The sequence below is a fragment of the Pseudomonas sivasensis genome, assembly GCF_013778505.1.
GTDB lineage: Bacteria > Pseudomonadota > Gammaproteobacteria > Pseudomonadales > Pseudomonadaceae > Aquipseudomonas > Aquipseudomonas sivasensis.
In genome coordinates, this window is sequence record NZ_JAAOWU010000001.1 from 754,706 (window position 1) to 770,236 (window position 15,531).

Annotated in this window: 13 protein-coding genes, 1 rRNA gene and 1 pseudogene; 8 read left to right on the forward strand and 7 right to left on the reverse strand. The window is 59.2% G+C overall.

What is annotated here, in order from left to right; genetic code table 11:
• The first annotated feature begins 124 nt into the window (after positions 1-124).
• The 4 genes and pseudogenes from G9Q84_RS03465 (at position 125) to G9Q84_RS03480 (ending at position 4,193) form a co-directional block, all read left to right on the forward strand.
• Positions 125-445: a hypothetical protein gene (locus tag G9Q84_RS03465; RefSeq protein ID WP_032886041.1), complete on the forward strand. Its 321-nt coding sequence runs from the start codon at positions 125-127 to the stop codon at positions 443-445.
• A gap of 82 nt (positions 446-527) precedes the next feature.
• Positions 528-2,228, forward strand: a pseudogene (locus tag G9Q84_RS03470) (acid phosphatase).
• Positions 2,229-2,349: 121 nt separating this feature from the next.
• Positions 2,350-3,519, forward strand: coding sequence for a hypothetical protein (locus tag G9Q84_RS03475; RefSeq protein WP_181642892.1), 1,170 nt, complete (start codon positions 2,350-2,352; stop codon positions 3,517-3,519).
• A 149-nt stretch (positions 3,520-3,668) separates the two neighbouring features.
• Positions 3,669-4,193 (forward strand): SET domain-containing protein-lysine N-methyltransferase, encoded by a 525-nt coding sequence (locus tag G9Q84_RS03480; RefSeq protein ID WP_095183741.1) that lies wholly within the window; start codon positions 3,669-3,671, stop codon positions 4,191-4,193.
• On the opposite strand, the gene can is transcribed toward G9Q84_RS03480, so the two are convergent.
• Positions 4,190-4,834: a carbonate dehydratase gene (can, locus tag G9Q84_RS03485; protein ID WP_003188288.1), complete on the reverse strand. Its 645-nt coding sequence runs from the start codon at positions 4,832-4,834 to the stop codon at positions 4,190-4,192. The two genes, G9Q84_RS03480 and can, sit on opposite strands and share 4 nt — an antisense overlap.
• A 139-nt stretch (positions 4,835-4,973) precedes the next feature.
• On the opposite strand from can, the gene G9Q84_RS03490 reads away from it, so the two are divergent.
• Positions 4,974-5,378 carry a serine kinase/phosphatase gene (locus tag G9Q84_RS03490; protein WP_099601902.1) on the forward strand — a complete coding sequence of 135 codons (405 nt, stop codon included), beginning with the start codon at positions 4,974-4,976 and terminating at the stop codon, positions 5,376-5,378.
• Positions 5,379-5,450: 72 nt separating this feature from the next.
• Here the strand turns inward: G9Q84_RS03490 and rimI are convergent, their stop codons facing one another.
• Both rimI and G9Q84_RS03500 read right to left on the reverse strand, forming a co-directional pair.
• Positions 5,451-5,903 carry a ribosomal protein S18-alanine N-acetyltransferase gene (rimI, locus tag G9Q84_RS03495; RefSeq protein WP_032886035.1) on the reverse strand — a complete coding sequence of 151 codons (453 nt, stop codon included), beginning with the start codon at positions 5,901-5,903 and terminating at the stop codon, positions 5,451-5,453.
• Complete coding sequence (locus tag G9Q84_RS03500; protein ID WP_050442822.1) at positions 5,896-6,639, reverse strand: hypothetical protein; 744 nt, start codon at positions 6,637-6,639, stop codon at positions 5,896-5,898. Before G9Q84_RS03500 ends, rimI begins: the two co-directional genes overlap by 8 nt.
• Positions 6,640-6,826: 187 nt before the next feature.
• Between G9Q84_RS03500 and mksB the strand changes: the two genes are divergently transcribed.
• The 3 genes from mksB to mksF are packed head-to-tail and all read left to right on the forward strand — an operon-like array spanning position 6,827 to position 11,638.
• Positions 6,827-8,104, forward strand: a complete 1,278-nt coding sequence (mksB, locus tag G9Q84_RS03505) for an Mks condensin complex protein MksB (protein WP_032886033.1) — start codon at positions 6,827-6,829, stop codon at positions 8,102-8,104.
• Positions 8,094-8,801 carry an Mks condensin complex protein MksE gene (mksE, locus tag G9Q84_RS03510; RefSeq protein WP_181642893.1) on the forward strand — a complete coding sequence of 236 codons (708 nt, stop codon included), beginning with the start codon at positions 8,094-8,096 and terminating at the stop codon, positions 8,799-8,801. Before mksB ends, mksE begins: the two co-directional genes overlap by 11 nt.
• The gene (gene mksF / locus G9Q84_RS03515) at positions 8,798-11,638 is read left to right on the forward strand and encodes an Mks condensin complex protein MksF (protein WP_181642894.1); all 2,841 of its coding nucleotides are present in this window, start codon (positions 8,798-8,800) and stop codon (positions 11,636-11,638) included. The genes mksE and mksF overlap by 4 nt, the downstream gene beginning before the upstream one ends.
• A 95-nt stretch (positions 11,639-11,733) precedes the next feature.
• Here mksF and G9Q84_RS03520 read toward each other — a convergent pair whose 3' ends face one another.
• The 4 genes from G9Q84_RS03520 to rrf form a co-directional block, all read right to left on the reverse strand.
• On the reverse strand, positions 11,734-14,037 hold the full coding sequence (locus tag G9Q84_RS03520; RefSeq protein ID WP_095183739.1) for a PqiB family protein: 2,304 nt from the start codon (positions 14,035-14,037) through the stop codon (positions 11,734-11,736).
• A complete protein-coding gene (locus G9Q84_RS03525; RefSeq protein ID WP_032886029.1) occupies positions 14,030-14,653 on the reverse strand; it encodes a paraquat-inducible protein A in 624 nt (207 codons plus the stop codon). The genes G9Q84_RS03520 and G9Q84_RS03525 overlap by 8 nt, the downstream gene beginning before the upstream one ends.
• Positions 14,640-15,299: a paraquat-inducible protein A gene (locus G9Q84_RS03530; protein WP_032886028.1), complete on the reverse strand. Its 660-nt coding sequence runs from the start codon at positions 15,297-15,299 to the stop codon at positions 14,640-14,642. The genes G9Q84_RS03525 and G9Q84_RS03530 overlap by 14 nt, the downstream gene beginning before the upstream one ends.
• 151 nt (positions 15,300-15,450) lie before the next feature.
• Positions 15,451-15,531: ribosomal RNA gene (gene rrf / locus G9Q84_RS29970) — 5S ribosomal RNA — on the reverse strand; the annotation flags it as partial.

The window sequence follows — 15,531 nt, forward strand, 5'->3', positions numbered from 1 at the left end:
ACGTTTCTGATGAAACGCATAGGGGTTGTCCCACGCCATGCGGCGACACCCCCTGACTCCTCCTGCCCGCGCCCTTGATTAACCTGACCCGGATAAATCCTCACACTAGACCAAGGAATATCCGATGACCCCTCTATCCAAGACCCTGGAAACGCTGCTCAACGAAATTTACCAGGACGACAACGTATCGTTCGTCGAGTACAAGACCCTGCGCGACGAGGCCGATCGGCGCATGGACGCTGTTATCAAGGAGTTCGGCCTGCACAACAACGTGACGGCCTTCCAGAAAGCCATCGATGTGGCCATGCAGTTGCTGCAGACCAGCGTCATCGACGCCAAGAAAGACAAACTGACCGACACGGGCGAGGCCATCGTAAAAGATGCGATAACAGCCCAAGTAGAGTACTTGCGTGCCGGCAGCCAGTTGGCGCTGCGGCTGCTTTAAGCGCCTGTCTTCGTTCCGTCATATTGCGTTGCTACCGTCCTGCGAAATATCTTGCAACAACTCGCCAGCAAGGACTCCCGCAATGAGTGACGAGCACGAAGACCGCCCTTCCCCTGATTCCATCCCCCAACCATCTGTAGACAGCAGCCGCCGGCGTTTCCTGGGTGGTGCGGCGGTGTTGGGGGTGGGTGCGACCTTGAGTGCCTGCGGCAACACCAGCGAAGCGCCCGGAAAACCGGTAGCGCGACCGCTCACACCTCAAGAGCTGGACAAGGCCTTGCACGACCAGGTGAAAACCGTGGTAGTGATCTATGCCGAGAACCGCAGTTTCAACAATCTGTTTGCGGATTTCCCAGGTGTCGAGAAACCGCTCTCCGCGCTTTCCGCGACCGATACTCAGCAACGCGACCGCGACGGCAGCCTGTTGACCACCCTGCCACCGACCTGGGGCGGTGTGCTGCAAGTCGGTCCGCAAACCGTGGACGGGGTGACCTACCCCAGCGAAGTGCAATTCCAGGAAAACCTGCCCAACGCCCCTTTCGACCTCAAGGGCCCGAGTGGCGAGGACCTGCCCTTGAGCCTTGTCACCCGCGACTTGTGGCATGTGTTTTACCAGAACCAGATGCAGATTAACGGCGGCAAGAACGATGGCTTCGTTGCCTGGGCGGACTCCGGCGGGCTGGTGATGGGCCGTTACGCCCAAAGCCGCTATTCCCTGCGCCTGTGGGACGTGGCCAAGGAGTTTGTGCTCTGCGATAACTTCTTCCAGGGCGCTTTCGGCGGTTCATTCCTTAACCATCAATACCTGATCAGCGCTACGGCGCCGGTGTATCCGAACGCAGCAGCGTCGGTGGCCAAGGCGCAGATCGCCACGCTGCAAAGCGATGACCCCATCGACACGCGCCTCAAACCGCTGGAAAAATCTCCAGCAAGCGCCATGACCGGTCCACCGCAATTCGGCCCCAGCGCGCTGACGCCGGACGGTTACGCAGTAAATACCCTGGCCCCGCCCTACTGGCCGACCTGGATTCGCGACCCGCAGAATCCGGACTATTCCAAGCCCGACCTGCCCAACGTGCTGGTGCCACAGACCCACGAGCACATCGGCGACAAGCTGTCGAAAAAAAACGTCGACTGGGCTTGGTACGCCGGAGCCTGGCAAGCGACGCTGGATCAGTTCAAGGATTCGGGAGGTATTCCGAAAATCCCGAATTTCCAATACCACCACCAGCCGTTCAACTACTTCAAAAAACAGGGCCCCGAGAACCGTGCCGAGCGCGACAAGCGCCTGCGCGATGGGGGATTGGGCGATGAGTCCAGCACCAACAAGTTTTTCGCCGATGCCCAGGCCGGCAAGCTGCCGGCGGTGACGTTCTATAAACCCCAGGGCAACCTGAACATGCACGCTGGTTACGCCGACGTGGCCTCGGGCGATCGCCATATTGCCCGCGCCTTGAAGGTACTGCAGGAAAGCCCACAGTGGAAAAACATGGTGGTGGTCGTCACCGTCGATGAAAACGGCGGCTGGTGGGACCACGTCGCACCGCCTAAGGGTGATCGCTGGGGCCCTGGCACGCGGGTTCCGGCGCTGGTGGTATCGCCGTTCGCACGTAAAGGCACGGTGGACCATACGGTATAAGACACCGCATCAATCCTGCGATTGATCACCCGAGTCTTCCAATTGGAGACGCTGGACGGTCTCAAACAGCGCGATGATGCAATGATCGCCCGTGGTCAGAAGCCCATGGGCGATTTGAGCAACGCGTTGCAGTTCAACGTGTAGGACGCTTATCCAATAGCGACACGCCCAGCGATTTAGCACGCGGTTTTCCTGGTCAGCCGCTACTGTGAGGAGGTGGGCTTTCATCCCGCGCAGACGGGCTTTCGCTGACAAGGAACCAACTATGCTTACATCGACCAGGCTGTATTTGACCCTGGCCGCACTGATGGCCAGTGCGGTCATTCAAGCCGATATCGAAGTACCGCTGGGCAGCACGCAGCGTGTCACCCAGTTGTTCGCTTACCCCAACAACTGCAACGTCATCTGCTTTCGGCCTTGGACGCTGGAGCAGACCGTCGAGCACTACCTGAACCAGAGCGTGCAGCGCGACGGCTACAGCCGGGCCAAGGTCAGCGTCAAAGTCCATGATGGCCTGGTGGCCGCGACCTTCAGCGGCGTACCTGACAGTTATGGCCAGCCCCTGACGGCACTGCTCAATACCGCCGACCTCGCCTACCAAGGCGCCAGCAAGCTCAACAGCGACGGTAAATGGGCGTTTAACTGGTACCTGTTCCTGCCGTTGGGCATGGCGTTGGAAAACCGCAAAAGCATCGAGTTGATGCACTTCCCGCCGGACTACTCACTCACTCAGGCACAGGATTACCTGGAATCGAAAACCACGGATCGCTGGGCCGACTTGCTCACCGACAACGGGGTGCCGGCCGCCGAAACCCCGGCCTACCAGACCATGATCGACATCGCCCCCATCGCCGCACCGTCCACGGCGGGCAAAGAGCTGGAGGGCGTCTACAGCTACTTCACCAATTATCAGACCCGTATGGTCAAGGAACTGAGCCTCCAGCCCGACGGCTCGTTGCCGATGGTGGCGTTCGGGGCACCGGTGCGTAGTTGGATCAAGCAGCAATACGGACAAACCGTGAATGTGCTCGGGCTGGCGCAGATAAGCCCGGCCGAGGGCAAAAGCGTTTCAGTACTGGGTTCCAACCATCCCAGCTACATCTGGTATGCAGCCGACCCCGAGTCTTATGACGGCGATGAGCAAAAGGCCGACGAGGCGGGCTTGAAGGTGATGGGCCAGGATCTTAGCGCCGCCTGCTGGCAGGCCGGGATGGGCCAGAAACCGGCGAGCGATCCGAATGTGCTGCTTAAAGCCTGCATGAATACCTGGCAGGTCACGCGCAAAGAACAGACCTGTGAATTGTTCTACACCTCGGTGCGCAAACTGAGCCAGGAGCAAGCCAATGCCAAGTGTGCAACGCCAGCAATAAAAACTCAGTTGAAACAATTGAGGAACGCCGCTCCTGCCCCCGTCAACACGGAACCTGCGTTGTAAATCCCACAAAAAAAAGATCCGATTTCTACTGTCAGATTTGACAGTAGAAATCGGATCCAACTTAAGCGAATGTTTAGCCGCGCCCATCCGCTGCAAGACTGGTAGTCAGACACCACCCGCAGGTCGATGCAGCCTAACCAAGGAGAGTTATGAAAACTCAGGCCATGGACAAGGCTAGAACTGCTGTGACTGAATGCTTATATCCGTTCAAGACGCTGCGAATTGAGCAAGGCTACCCCTCGTCCGAGCATTTCAAAGTCGTAAGCACCGCAAATGACATGGAAGGCGGGGTCAAGGCGCGCACAGCCTTTGACAGCCGCATACGCATTGCTCATGTCTCCGGCTATGCCGTGGGCGAGAGACGCCCGCATACGCTGCAGCTATCACCGCGCATCCACTTGTACGATTGCTGGTTCTGCGGCCTGTTGCGGCACTCCTGCAATCCGAATGTATTCTTCGACACGACGTACCTGGAACTCTGGACCGTGCAACCTATCGCCGCCGGCGCCTGGCTGACCCTGGACTACGCGAGCACTGAGGACGTGCTGTTCCGGCAGTTCGCTTGCCAATGCGGCGAACTGAACTGCCGGGGCTGGATCACTGGCAGCCAGGAGCCATTGAACGCCGAAGGCCAAGCGTTCATGGCGCAGTGGCGAATGCGCAAACGACCTTAGGCTTCGCCCAACGGCCGCAAGCGATATTGCGGCGGTAGTTGCTCGAAGCCACTGATGGTGGTGTTCAAACTCTTCCAGCGGCCATCCTTGATGCCGTAGATGCAACCATGGATCGACAGGCTTTGCCCCCGGTGCCAGGCGTTTTGCACAATGCTGGTGTGGCCTACGTTGGCCACCTGCTGAATCACGTTCAGCTCGCACATGCGATCGACGCGTTCCTCTTCGGTCGGCAATTGGGCCAGCACGTCGCGGTTTTCGTAATACAAGTCGCGAATGGTGCGCAGCCAGCCGTCGATCAGGCCGAACTGGCGATCCTGCATAGAAGCACGCACACCGCCACAGCCATAGTGGCCGGTAACAAGGATGTGTTTGACCTTGAGCACGTCGACCGCGTACTGGATCACCGACAGGCAGTTGAGGTCGGTGTGCAACACAACGTTGGCCACGTTGCGGTGCACGAACAGATCACCCGGCAGCATGCCGACGATCTCGTTGGCCGGTACGCGGGCGTCGGAGCAGCCGATCCACAGGTATTCCGGGGTTTGCTGGCGGGCGAGCTTGGCGAAGAATTCGGGATCTTCCTGTTTGATCGCGTCCGCCCAGCGTTCATTGTTATCAAGCAGGTCTTGTAGTTCGTTCATCAGGGAAAGCCTCAGGAATGATGCGCAGTTTTGTGACTGACGACCTTTCGTCCAGGTCACGCGATGCGCAAATTAGCTTGAATCTTTGGCGAGCCGTGCCTGTCCACACACTATAAGCCCCACAGTATGAGGATTGGCCATGACTGAATCACGACGTCCCTACGGCGCTACACAGCCCGAACCGATTGACGACAACGAAGATCGCATGGGCTCGATGCGCGAGCTGGATTTTGACGATGAGGCGCCGACGGCGGAAATCGGCGATGAAATCCCGCCCCGCGAACGCGAACACCTGATGCCCGACGAACGGGTACGTGAAGCCGGTCTGACTGGCGCTTCGACGGATGACCACGAGCCGACCGATGACGATATGAGCCCGGAAACCCTGATCCATGAAGATGGCGCACGGGATGCCCGGGAGGCGGGTGAAGACAACCCGGCAGATTTTGACCTGAGCATTGTGGATGAAGATGAAATTGGCGGCGGCAATGGCCTGGATGAAGCGGAGCTGGCTGATCTGGACCCGGTAGACGGAAACCGCTGACACTGCGCAAATCCAAATGTGGGAGGGGCGGTAAGACGATTCGACTTGCCTCTCCCACACTGGATCGCGTGTTTAATCGACCAAGGTGCAGGCCATGACGACCGCATCTTCGCGCCCGCCGACAGCCGGGTAGTAGTCGCGGCGACGCCCAATCTCGTTGAACCCATAACGCTCATACAGACGGAACGCGCCGGTATTGCTGTCGCGCACTTCCAGGAAGCATTCGCGCGCCTTGGCAGCATAAGCGCGGGACATCAGGTGCTCCAGCAACGCCAAACCCAGGCCACGGCCCTGGTTTTCCGGCTTGACAGTGATGTTCAGCAAATGCGCCTCATCAAGGATGATCTGCACTACGCCGTGGCCCACTTGCTGCTCGCCTTCGAACATCAGCCAGATCTGGTACTTGCCCAGCCCATCGAGAAAGATCCCGCGAGTCCAGGGGTGGCTGAACGCCGCGTATTCGATTTTCAGCACGGCATCGAGGTCAGCCTCGGTCATCGGGCGGAAGGATAAAGCCTCACTCATCGGTTGTTTTCCAGCGCGCCATCAGCCGGCGCATGGCTTGCCAGACATCAGCCTTACGCTGTGGCTCTTCCATTAATAATTCCAGGCCCGGCAGGGCCCATACAGAACCCAGGCCCTCGACCTGCAGTTCGCGGTACCAGGACTCGGCATTCGCCTCGCCGGCAAACCGCACGGCGGGGAGGCCGATCAGCCACAGGCAGACACAGGGTTCGTCTTCCAGGCGCGCCGAGACAAAGCCTTGCACAAAGTCCCGCGCCGCTTCAGGGCCTTGGTCCATGGTGCCGCGTACCAACAGCGGCCAGCGTACCGGGTCCCCGACGATTTGCGGGCTGTCAGGCAGACCCGCAGCGCGCAGCATGTCTTTGAGCAGCATGTAGGCGGGGTCGCGCGTCTGGAAGCGTTCACCGGTGGGCAATTCCACCAACAGCAGACAGCGCCCGGCCCGCAGCAATTGCAGGGCAAAGCGCGGCGGCGGCACTACCGGGGCCTTGACCACCGGGGCCTCTGCTTCGGCGACCACGGGCTTGGCCACCGGCGACGGACGTGGCACTTCGATCTTGGTGCGTTCGACCGCCGGGCGCGCCTGCGGCTCTGGCTTGACGACTGCCACCGGTGCAGCCGCCTCCTCGCCCGAGGTCTCGAACGCGTCATAAGGCTCAAGCGCCTGCAGCAACTCGGGCCGCGACGGCGCGGCAAACGGCAGTTCGGTGCGGGGCAGCCAGTTGACCACCTGCATGGCGGTCAAGTAAGCGCGACGTCGGGACTCGATAAGCACAGCTCGGCCACTTGTGGATAAGTAAAGAGCGGGGATTCTACCGCTGTTCGGTAACAATCGCCCACTGCGCACTGACCGGCTGTGGATAAATCCCACGCCTGATGCAGTACAATCGCGACTTTTAATCGCCAACCAGCCGGCCATTCCCATGATCGAACCCAAGCGCGTCCTGCGCGCCCTCGCCGAACACTGGGCCTTACTTGAGCCACTGTGCGAACACTTCGACCAAGGCACCCTGAGCCTGAGCGAGCTGCGCGCACAACTGGCCGCCCAACAACTGGACAGCACGCCCCAGGACATCACTAGCCTGCTGGACGTGTGGATTCGCCTGGATATCCTGGTGCCTGTCGCCAAGAGCCCGAACCGTTTCGAGCTCAACGCGCAGATCCACGACTTCCTGGCGTATCTTCGCAAGGAGCACCGGCTTGGCCTGTGCCTGGAAATCGAAGCTTACCTGCGCCATCTTGAGCGCCTGGCCGGTTATATCCAGGACGCCTTCGACATCCGCGATGGTCACGACCTGGCCCGCCAACTGCGCCTGCTGGATATGCGCGTGCGGGATGTGCTGAAAAAACTCGCCAACGACGAACAAGCCCTCGCGGCCGTGGCCGACCGTGCTAAGACCAGCGACCGACAGATCCCGTTGCGCCAGCGTTACGCCGAAGTCCTGGCGACCTGGGACGAATACGTCGAACCGATGATCCAGTTGGTGAATGCCGACGGCGCCTTCGAGCAAGGCGTGCGTAAGGTCGAGAATGTGCTGCTGCGCATGCTCACCGAGCAGCAGCGCCTTGGCCACCTGGTGGACGACGACATGCTGCTGCGCACCCACGCGCGCATCCTCGAAATGCAGACCAGTGCCCAACTGACCTTGCGTCATGCGCGGGAGCTGCTGTTGCCGCTACGAGAGGAAGCACGCCGGCACAACGCCGTGACCCGTGGCGCCGCGCTGGCATTATCGGCCATCCGCCGTAAAGGCCTGGACGCTGTGCCGCAGGCGGCGATGCCCATGTTCACCCGGCCGCAAAGCACCTTCCTGGGTAGTGCCAGCCAGGTCGAGGCCTATGTGTACGCCCTGGCGAATTTCGAGCCGAAACCGGCGCGATTCCCCAAGGCGCACAAATCCCACAAGGGCGAAGCCCAACGCGCGCCGCGTACGGTCAAGGAAATGCTGGAGCGTTGCGAAGATGCTCTGCCAATGCCGGACCTGATGAACTGGCTGCTGGAGCAGGAACCGGACGGCGCCACCGACGAATTGCTGTACTGGTTCTCGCGGCTCTCGCGGGAAAAACGCTTCAAGCGCGAACGCCTGGAACGCCGCGATTACCACACACACGAGCACCAGGTCAGCCTGCGCTCCTTCGCCCTGCTCCCGGCCAGCACCGACTCCGCCGAGAATTCTGCGAGCACCCCTTATGCATCTTGATCTATCCGAACTGTCCCAGCTGGCGCCGATCTTTCGCGAGCTGTTCAAGGGCTACCACGTCAGCCGCCGCGACCCGGAGCTGTACGCGCAACTGTCAAACTTCCAGGACCAGTACCGCACGCTGTTCCGGGCGCTGGGTTTTGAGCTGGTCTGCGATACGCGAGGCTTCTACTACTTCGTGCCGGACTCCGCGATCGCCAGCGCGCAAGTCAACAAGACAGCGCAGCGCCTGGCGCTGTTCACCTTCATCATCGTCGAGCACTTGGCCGACCAGGGCCGCGATCCGATCGCCGTGCTCGACGGCGGCAGCCTTGGACGGGATGAGCTGCCGTCGCTGCTGGAAAAATACCGCGATCTGTTTATCCAGGCCGAAGTGCAGACCCAGGAAGAACTCGAAGAAAAAATCATGCGCCGCATGACTCAGTTGGGTTTTGCCAGCGAAGACAACGGCATCTATCGCTTCCTGCCGCCGATGCACCGCTTCCTTGACGTGTGCCTGTCGGTGCAACAAGACCGTGACCTCGCCGCCAGCGTGCACAGCGTATTGCCATTGCCAGCGCCAGTGATCATCGACGAAGACAGCGATGAAAGACTGCTGAAAACCGATGATCCGCTGGACCTAAGCGACTTCGCAGAAGAAAGCGAAGAAGACGCACTGGCCCGTGCCATTGCCGAAGAACAGGAGACCGACGCATGAGCAAGGAACGCTACGGCATCCGCCGCTTCGCCCTATTGAACACCGCCGGTTACAGCCTCGGTTTGTTCCCGCTGGAAGAGCCGCTATCGGTGTATGGCGCGAACAACCTGGGTAAATCCGCATCGATCAACGCCTTGCAGTTCCCGATCCTGGCGCGCATGTCGGACATGAGTTTCGGCAAGTACACGTTGGAGCAATCGCGCCGTTTCTACTTTGCAACCGACACCAGCTACATCCTGGTGGAAGTGTCCCTGCCCCACGGTCCGCACGTGATCGGTGTGGTAGGACGCGGCCCGGGTGGCGGTTTCGGTCACCAGTTCTTCGCTTACGCGGGCAAGCTGGACCTGGCTCACTACCAAAAGAACGACACGTGCCTGCGTCAGAAAGAACTGTTTACCAACCTTGAGCGCGAGGGTCTGAAAGCCTACGAACTCAAGCCGGATGAACTGCGCCGTTTGCTGGTGGGCGGCCACACGTCGATCCCCCTGGACCTTACGCTGATCCCGCTGCGTTCCACCAGCGAACAGAGTCTGAAGACCTTCCGCGCGCTGTTTATCAACTTGCTGCATATGCGCGAAATCACGGCGGCCAAGCTCAAGCAATTGTTCCTCGATGCCTTCGAACACAGCCTGCGTTCCGGCAGTGTGGACTACATCGCCGCGTGCGAAGAAGCCTTCCGCGATGTGCGACGTATGGAACAGGATTACATCTCCCTGGTCGCAGCCGGCCCGTTGGTCGAGGCACTGGCCAATGGCGTTCGGCAGCGCGACACATTGCGCGGCAAACTGCATCGCCTGTCGCCATTGCTCGACTCGTTGCTGGGCACTTGGTCGGACTACGCCAGTGCACGTAAGGAAGAGCTGACGATCCAGGCCGAACACTATCGCAACGAGCAGGACGCACTGCAGAACGACCAGCGTGGCGGCACCCAAGAGCTGATGCGCCTGGAGCGTGAGATCAGCGGCATCCAGCGTTGGTTGGGCGAGCTGTCGGTGCTCAAGCATCGCTTTGCCCTGGTGGATGACGTGAAGGTCCTGGAGCAACAACTGCTGGCGGCCAAGGATGCTCACGATGAACTGGCCGGCGCTTTGGCGCAGTCACGCCAGTTCAGCGCCGAGGATTTGGACGAGCGTCTGCGGGATCTGGAAAAGCGTTTGAAGTCGGTCAAGCAGCAGCTTGATCACGCAGACAACAACAGCTACGCCAAGCTGCGGGAAGAATTCTCACAGCAGGATGTCGAGCGTCTGATGCGTCTGTTCAACAGTTCGTTGTTCAGCCTCCCGTTGGGTGAACACGGCATCACGCTGGATGAGGACGGCCAGTGGGTCAAATCCCTGGAGCAGATTCTCGATGGCTTCAAGGGCGAGCGTTTCGAAGTGCCGGGGCTGTCCATCGACATCTCGCACATAGAACCACCGGCGTTGCAGGCCCTGGCAGATCGCGCCGCATTGCGCGACCAGAAAGAGCGCTTGGAAAAAGAACTAAAGCAGCTCAAGACGCAGCAGGCTGTAACTTCCGACCGCGCGGCGAGCAAGACCCAAACCGAGGCGCTGTACCAGCAAGTGCTGGACGCGCAAAAGGCCTTGGAAGATTTCCGCCGTGCGCAAACCCTGAGCGCCGAAGAAGGCGAGAAGCTGGAAAACCTGGCGCAGATGGAAGCCGCTCAGGACGAGTTGAAGCGGTCCAGTGATGCATTTACCGAGCGCGTTCAGCAACTGTCGGCCAAGCTCCAACTGGTCGGTCGGCAGATCGGTGATATGGAAGCCAAACAGCGTACGCTTGATGACGCCTTACGCCGTCGTCAGTTGCTGCCGGCGGACTTGCCGTTCGGTACGCCGTTCATGGACCCGGTCGACGACTCCATGGACAACCTGTTGCCATTGCTCAACGACTATCAGGACAGCTGGCAAGGTCTGCTGCGCGCTGATGGCCAAATCGAGGCGCTGTATGCGCAGGTGCGCCTCAAGGGCGTCGCCAAGTTCGACAGCGAGGATGATGTCGAGCGTCGCCTGCAACTGTTGATCAATGCCTATGCGCACCGCACCGATGAGGCGCTGACCCTCGGCAAGGCCCGCCGTGCGGCGGTCACTGATATCGCGCGGACCTTGCGTAACATCCGTAGCGACTACGACAGCCTTGAGCACCAACTGGCGCTGTTCAACCGCGAGATCAACAAGCGCCAGGTGTCCAACCTGCAAAGCTTCCGTATCGTGCTGGCGCCGAATAAGGAAGCCCTCAAGCATATCGACCAGATCATCCACAGCGCGGGTCAGTACGAGGAAGGTGAAACCTTGTCGGTCTTCGACCTCAGCCAAAGCGCCGAGCAAGACAACAAGAACGAAGAGGCCAAGGAATACCTCGCACGCCTGGTGGCGGCTAACCATAACCAACTGGGCCTCAAGGATCTGTTCGAGCTGGCTTTCGAGATCACCAAGGTGCATGGCCAGCCGGTGATTCACACCGACATCGACGGTGCAGCATCCAACGGCACCACCATGACCATCAAGGCGCTGACCAACATGTATTTGTTGCTGCACTTGATGGACCGCGACCAGGCCGGGCGTGTGCGCTTGCCGTATTACCTTGATGAAGCAGCGGACATCGATGAAAAGAACCAGGCCGCATTGCTGGAAACCAGCTTGCAGCTGGGCTTCGTGCCGATCCTGGCCAGTGTGAAGCCGCAGGTGTCTGCCCAGGTGGCAATCGACCTGGAAGGCGGCAGCGGGCCGAACGGGATCTACATCGATGAGGCGGACTGGAAGTACATTCGTCGCCATGATGCAGTGAAGGCGACGGTGAATGCGCAGGCGGATGAGCCGGAGTTGGATGAGGTCTGACGTGTTGCGCTGAAATGCAAAAAGGCCGCGATCTTATAGATCGCGGCCTTTTTTTAGGGCAGGTTTTTGCAGTGCTTTTGAGGGCGCTATCGGACTTACTTGCCGAGAGGAATTTTAGGCGCCCAGGTCAGCCATTCATCCTCAACCTTGTCGAACAGCGGAAAGGTTTGCTGCGGCCGTGCAGCGTTGCCCATGCGCTCGCCGTCTGGCGTGGCGAAGGCGATACCGCCGGAAACCAGCGTCTCAAGGGATTCGGTGCGCACGGTGGCGCCTTTGAACAGGCCGAAGTCGAGACCGAAGCCACTGGTATTCCAGAAACGACTGCCACCGCGCACCAGCGATGCGTACTTGGGCTCGATCAGGATGTGGATCAGCACACGGTCAGCGGTTTGGCCCAATTCGTAGCCAGTGACTTTGCCCACGGTAACTTCGCGGTAGGTAACGGGGACACCTTCCTTCAACGAGCCACGACGTGCGGCGCTGAGCGTGAGGCTCAAACCGTCTTCTCGTCGGACAGCTTCAGGCGGCTGGTCCAAGGCGACAAAGCTCTTTTGCGGACCGGAGCTTTTTACTGCTGGTTGCACTTCGATGTATTGGCCAGTGACCAGGGTTTCCAGGTTGGAGGTTTTCATCAGGCCCAGTTCCGGCTTGACCACCCAGAACTGGCTACCTGCACGCGCGATGCGGTCTGCCACCTGAGTGATGCGGGCGCTGAGGAGCACCGACTGCATATCGGCACTCAGGTCGACACTCTCGATCTTGCCGACATCAAGGCCTTTGAAACGTACGGCAGTGCCTGGGCGCAGGCCGTCGGCGCGGTCGACCTTGATGGTCACCAGCGTGCCATGCTGATTGGCGGCTTCACGGTCAGCGAACAAACGGAAACGCGGAATACGTTTTTTCAGCGGCACGTTTGGCTGGGGGGTTTCGAAGGCGATACCACCGGCCATCAGGCTGGCCAGAGATTCACTCTTGACCTGGATGCCGCCGGTGAGGCCGCCGGTCAGGGTGACGCCGCTGGCATTCCAAAAGCGCGTGGAGCCATTGACCAGGTTTTCGTATTCCTTCTCGATGTGAACGCCAATCACCAGTTGCTTGTTCTTGCGCGAGAACTGGTAGCTCTGCACCGAACCGACCTTGACCTGCTTGTAGAGGATCGGGCTGCCAACATCCAGGGAGCCGAGGTTATCGGTGAACAGCACCATGTGCAGGCCCGGTGAACGCAGGTCCAGTGGCGGCGCTTTGGCGCGGGCAACGTATTCGCGCTGCGGGGCGCTGCCCTTATCGCCAGGGCGGATGGCGATGTAGTTACCTTTTACCAACGCTTCCAGACCGGTGATGCCTGCCAGGGAGATGGACGGTTTCACAACCCAGAATTGGGTGTCCTGCACCAGGTAATCTTCGGCCAACGGATCGAGAGTCAACTCGGCATTGGCGCTGGAGAGGTCCGGGTCGATCTTCAGGGTTTTCAAACTACCCACCTGGATGCCTTTGTACATCACCGGCGTACGCCCAGCCTGCAGGCCTTCGAAGTCGGTGAGCTTGACCTTGACCCTGATGCCAGCAGCGGCGGCGTCGAAGTCTTCATACAGACGGAAAGGCAGGCTTGGGTCGGTCGGGGGGCTGTCTTTGCGGTTCTCCGGCGTGGCGAAGGCGATACCGCCCGCGACGATGCTGGAAAGAGACTCGCTGCGCACTTTCACACCGGAAAGGTTAGCGTCGATGCTGATGCCGCTGGCGTTCCAGAAACGCGTGTGTTTGCGCACCAGGTTGGCGTAAGTCGGCTCGATGTAGACCTTGATTTCAACGGTACTTTGATCTTCGGACAATAGGTAGCTTTTGACCTGGCCGACTTGGATTTGCTTGTAGAAGACTGGGCTGCCACGGTTCAGCGAGCCGAGACGATCAGCCTTGATGGTCAAGTGCAGACCGGGCTTGGCGTCGGATAACGGGGGCTCTTCAGAGAGCGCTTTGAATTTACGTGTGGGCTCACCATCGCCAGGGCTGGCGGCGATGTAGTTACCCGAGACCAGGGTTTCCAAGCCGGTGATGCCGGCGAGGCTGACGCTGGGTTTGACCAGCCAGAAGCGCGTGTTGGTCTTGAGGTATTGATCGACGTCCTTGTTCATCTCGATGGTGGCGATCACCCCGCGATTGTTGCCCTCGTCATCCAAAGCCAAGGCTTTGACCTTGCCCACGGGCATGCCCTTATAGACCACTTCAGTCTTGTTGACCTGAATGCCTTCGCCACTTTCGAAGCGCACTTGGATCTCGATGCCCTGTTGGGAATAGGCACGCCATCCCAGCCAGCCGCCGATGATCAGAGCAATCAGGGGCAACACCCAAATGGCCGACCAGTTGGAGGCTGGGCGGGTTTTAGCTTTAGGCAATTCACTCATGGTCGTCGTCCGACTCCGTGTTATCCCAAATCAGTCGGGGATCAAAAGTTACAGCGGCAAGCATCGTCAAGATCACCACACTGGCGAACGCCGCTGCGCCGAGGTTGGCCTCGACGCTGGCAAGCCGTCCAAAGTTTACGACCGCCACCAGGATGGCGATCACGAAGATATCCAACATGGACCAGCGCCCAATGAATTCGATAAAGCGGTACATCACAATGCGTTGTTGTGCAGAGAGCGGCTGGTGACGCTGCACCGAGAACAGTAGCAGGCCAATGCCAACCAGCTTGAATGTCGGCACCAGAATACTGGCGATAAATACCACGGCGGCGATGGGAAACATACCGTGCTGCACCAGTTGGATCACGCCAGCCATAATGGTGCTGGGGTCTCCCTGGCCCAATGAGTTGATGGTCATGATTGGCAGCAGGTTGGCGGGGATATATAGAATTGCGGCAGTGATCAGCAATGCCCAGGTGCGGGTAAGGCTGTTGGGACGGCGGGCATGGATCAGCGCACCGCAACGCGTGCAAATTTGCTCATCGGTATCTGCTTGCTGCTTGTTTAACTCGTGGCATTCGGTACAGATCAGAATGCCCGCATCAATCGCCCGCATGATCATCTTCCCCTGACAGTGCTTGCCAGATCTGATGCGGCGACATCACCACCTCAAGCAGAACCTGAACCATTAATAGACTGACGAAGCAGACCAAACCCAGGCCAATCGTGATGGAGGCCATGTCGGCAAGTTTTACGATAGCTACCAGTACGCCCATCAGGTAGACCTCCAACATTCCCCAATCTTTCATGTGGTGGTAGATGCGGTACAGCAGCAGGCCGTAACTACGCCCGATTTTCCAACGAATACTGAGCAGCACCGCCAATTGGCAAAGCAACTTGAGCAAGGGAATGCCCATGCTGCATAGAAACACTACAGCTGCGACGCCCTGCATGCCGGTGTCGAACAAGCCAACTACGCCACTCCAGACGGTGTCCTCTGAGGACTGCCCGAGTAGATTGAGCTTCATGATGGGAAGAAAGTTCGCGGGGATGTACAGCAACAGCGCCGCGAGAACCAGCGCGAGGCTACGTTCGACGACATTGTGGCGATGAGCGTACAGCTCGTAGCCGCAGCGCGGACATTGCGCTTTTTCGCCGAGGGCGAGCACGGGTTTGCGCATCAGCAAGTCACACTCATGGCATGCCACTAGATCGTCCAGTGGTAAATCCGACACCTCAAGGGCATCAACCGGATCGGGCATAGTAGGGCTCTGGCTCTAAAAAAGGTTAGGTGCCTATTCTAGTGGTCTGGTTCAGAAATAACTGTGCAAATTTGTCGTGGACCTCTTCGCACTTTCCGCCCGCCCAAAACAAAACCCCATCTGCTTTCGCAAATGGGGTTTCGGAATTTAATCTTGACGATGACCTACTCTCACATGGGGAAACCCCACACTACCATCGGCGATGCATCGTTTCACTACTGAGTTCGGGATG